The sequence below is a fragment of the Variovorax sp. WDL1 genome, from assembly GCF_001541225.1.
Lineage (GTDB): Bacteria > Pseudomonadota > Gammaproteobacteria > Burkholderiales > Burkholderiaceae_C > Variovorax.
In genome coordinates this window covers 6,303-10,060 of the sequence record NZ_LMTS01000057.1, presented here as the reverse complement: position 1 = coordinate 10,060, position 3,758 = coordinate 6,303, and the positions used below count along the sequence as shown (strand labels likewise).

2 protein-coding genes are annotated in these 3,758 nt (G+C 69.3%); both read right to left on the bottom strand.

The annotated features are described in order from the left end of the window. A partial coding sequence (locus APY03_RS43475; protein WP_232324202.1) for a non-ribosomal peptide synthetase occupies positions 1–2,888 on the bottom strand: 2,888 nt, incomplete at its 3' end. After that, a partial coding sequence (locus APY03_RS43470; RefSeq protein ID WP_232324201.1) for an aminotransferase class III-fold pyridoxal phosphate-dependent enzyme occupies positions 2,885–3,758 on the bottom strand: 874 nt, incomplete at its 5' end. The genes APY03_RS43470 and APY03_RS43475, both read right to left, overlap by 4 nt.

The following is a 3,758-nucleotide window of genomic DNA, read 5'->3' as shown; positions in this document are numbered from 1 at the left end:
ACGTGCTGCGGCACCATGTACTGCGGCAGGCGGCTGCGCAAATGACGATCGAGCGCGGCCAGGTCGACCGTGGCGCCCGGCGAGGGCGCGAGGTAGGCCACCAGGCGCACGTCGCCCGGCTGGTCTTCGCGCGTGACGACCACGCTGCGCGCCACGCCCGGCGCCTCGTTGCAGCGCGCCTCGATCTCGCCGAGCTCGATGCGGTAGCCGCGCACCTTGACCTGGAAGTCGAAGCGGCCCAAGTGTTCCAAGAGGCCGTCGTTGCGCCAGCGGCCGCGGTCGCCGCTGCGGTAGATCAGCGTGTCGACGCCGTCGATGGCGGTCGTCACGAAGCGCTCGGCCGTGAGCTCGGGCCGGTCGAGGTAGCCCAGCGTCACGCCCATGCCGCTGATGCAGATCTCGCCCGGCACGCCGATCGGGCAGGGCTGCAGGTTGCTGTCGAGGATCCAGACGCCGGTGTTCGCCATCGGGCGGCCGATCGAGACGCCGCGCGCCGCGACGATCGGGCGCTCCATGCGCCAGACGGTCGACCACACGGTGGTTTCCGTCGGTCCGTAGAGGTTCCAGAGCTCGCTCGTGCGGTCCATCAACTCGAGCGACAGATCCGCGGGCACCGGCTCGGCGCCGATCCAGGCGCGGAAGCCGCGCGGGCCCGACCACTCTGCATCGAGCAGCAGCCGCCACATGCCGGGCGTGGCCTGCAGGATGGTGATGGCTTCCGACTCGAGCAGCGCGCGCAGCCGGTTGCCGTCCATCGCGACCTCGCGCTGCACGATCACGATCTCGGCGCCCGCCGCCAGCGGCAGCATCACCTCGGGCACCGCCATGTCGAAGGACAGCGTGGTCAGCGCGGCCATGCGGTCGCCCGAACCGATGCCGGGCTCGCGCTGCATCGTCTGCATCAGGTTCGCCACCGCGCGGTGCGGCACGCACACGCCCTTGGGCTTGCCGGTCGAGCCGGAGGTGTAGATCACGTAGGCCGTGTCCTCGCCCTGCGCATCCTGGGCGCCGGGCGCGAGCGGCGTGGGCGCTTCGTTCTGCCATGCTGTGTCGAGGTCGAGCAGCAGCACGCGGTCGGCCGCATCTTCGCGCCACATCTTCGGCGCTGCCGCGATCGAGGAGGCGGTCAGCAGCAGACCGAGCTTCGCGTCTTCGGCGTAATAGTCCAGGCGAGCCTGCGGGAAGGCGGGGTCGAGCGGCACGTAGGCGGCGCCGCTCTTGAGCACCGCAAGCAGGGCAACGAACATGTCGAAGCCGCGGTCCAGGCACAGGCCGACGCGTTCGCCGCGCCCCATGCCGCGCGCACGCAGCGCATGGGCCAATCGGTTCGAGCGCTCGTCGAGTTCGCGGTAGCTCATGCGCCTGGCGCCGTCGCGCAAAGCCGGCTGCGCGGGCTGCGTCGCTGCATGCGTCATGAAGCCCGCATGCATCAGCGGCGCGCCTTCCAGCGGCGTCGGCGCCGGCTGCAGGGCCGCGAGGGCATGCGCTTCGGCGGGCGACAGGAGGTCGAGCCGGCCGACCGGCCGCGTCGGATCGCGCACCACGGCGCGTAGCAGGGATTCGTACATGCCGAGCCAGCGGCGCACGGTCGCATCGTCGTAGAGGTCGGCGTTGTACTGCGTTTCTATCCGCATGCCGCTCGGCGCGGGAACGACGTTGAGGAAGAGTTCGAAGTTCTCGTAGCGGCGCGCGATGACGCTCTGCTCGGCCTGCAGGCCGGGAAAATTGCCTTCGTTGGGCGCGGCATCGCGGTCCACGTTGAACAGCACGTTCACCAGCGGCAGGCGGCTGGGGTCGCGCGGCACGGGCAGCTTCTTGAGCAGTGCCCCGTAGGTCAGGGTCTGGTGCTCGAAGGCGTCGAGCAATGCGCTGCCCGATTCGCGTGCCAGCGCGTCGAAAGGCATCTGGGCATCGACCGTCACGCGAATCGGCAGCAGGTTCACGCAGTGGCCCACCAGCGAGGGCATGTCGCTGGGCATCTGGCCCGCGGCCGCGATGCCGATCACCAGATCGTCCTGCGCCGTCAGGCGGTGCAGGGTCGCGGCGAAGGCGCCGAACATGGTCGCGAACAGGCTGGTGCCCGAAACGGCGCCGACCTTGCGCAGGCCGTCGATGAGGTCCTGGCTCAGCACATGGTCGATGCGGTAGGCATTGAAGGTGCGCACCGCCGGCCGAGGGCGGTCGAGCGGCAGCTCCAGCACCGGCAGGCTGCCGTCGGCGAAGCGCGAGAGCCAATAGCCGACGTGGGCGTCCATCTCGGGGCTGTTCGCCTCTTGGGCCTCCCAGGCGGCATAGTCGGAGTACTGCGCGGGCTTTGCGAGCGCGGGTCCGGCGCCGACCTGCTCGGCGTAGAGCGCGCCCAGGTCCTGACAGATGACGCCCCAGGACCAGCCGTCGCAGATCGCGTGGTGTGCGCTCATCATGAGCACATGGTCGACAGGCGAGAGCCCATAGAGCGCGGCCCGGAGCAGCGGGCCCTGCTCCAGGTTGAAGCGCTCGAGCACCAAGGCCACGCCGTCGTCCTCGAGCCGGCGCTTCTGCGCCGCGGGATCGAGCGCGGCGAGGTCGTGCTCCACCAGCGCGATTGGCGCCGCTTCGCCAATCAATAACCGCATGCCGTCGGGCGAGATGGTGGCCCGCAGCGATTCGTGGCGCGCCACCAGCCGGTCGAGCGCGCTGGCGAGCGCGCGTGTGTTCAGCGTGCCCTTGAGCCGCAGCCGAAGCGCCTCGTTGTAGGCCAGCGATGCCTCCGGGCTCAGGCGATCGCCGAGCCAGACTTCGCGCTGCGCCTCGGTGGTCGAGACGGCGCGTTCGATCGGGCCCGAGGCGAAGGGATCGAAGCCTTCGGAGGCATCCTCGTTAGAAAGGGTGGCGACTGCGTCGGTCATGCTTGGTACTTGGTAAATTTGCCTTGAGCCTTGGGATCGGGCACGAACCAGGCGGGTTGTCCATCTATGTCGCGGCCCAGCCGCGCGTTGGCCGTTGGCGGATGAGAGGAGTCGAACACGTGCTTGGCGACGGCGCGACGCGGGAGGAACTCGGCTTCCTGCATCTCGGCGATTGATTCCTTGAAGGCGGACTTGATGGTCGCGATGTCTTGCTGCGAATGCGCGGTCGTCATGAAGCAGGGGAAGTTGTCGAGGATGTGCACGCCGCGGCTGCGCATCATTGGGAACAGGAGGTCCTGCAGCGGATGGTCTTCCAGCCAGCTCACGCGCCAGAGCGAGGAGAAGTAGCGGATCTCGACCGGCGCGCCGACCTCGCGGCAGAAGGCCGAGAGCTCGTCGGCCATGGCCGCGGTGTGCAGGTGCAGCTGGGCCTGCAGCTTGTTGTTGTCTGCCTTCAGATGTTCGAGCGCCGCCTTGGCTGCGGCCAGCGCGAGCGGATGCCGCACGAAGGTTCCGGCGAAGTAGGTCACGCCCACGGTGGGCACCGAGTCGTCGCCGTACTGCCAGGCGCCGCCGTCGAGCGCGTCCATGTAGGCGCGCTTGCCGGCGATCACACCGACGGGCAGACCTCCGCCGATCACCTTGCCGTAGGTGGCCAGGTCGGCGCGGATGCCGAACAAGGCCTGTGCGCCACCCAGGTGCGAGCGGAAGCCGGTGATGACCTCGTCGAAGATCAGGCAGGTGTCGGTTTTTTCGGTGATGGCGCGCACCTCGCGCAGGAACTCGCGCGGCTGGAAGTCGGGTCGGCGGCTCTGCACCGGCTCGACCAGCACGGCGGCCAGGTCATCGGCGTTGGCGCGGATGAATTCC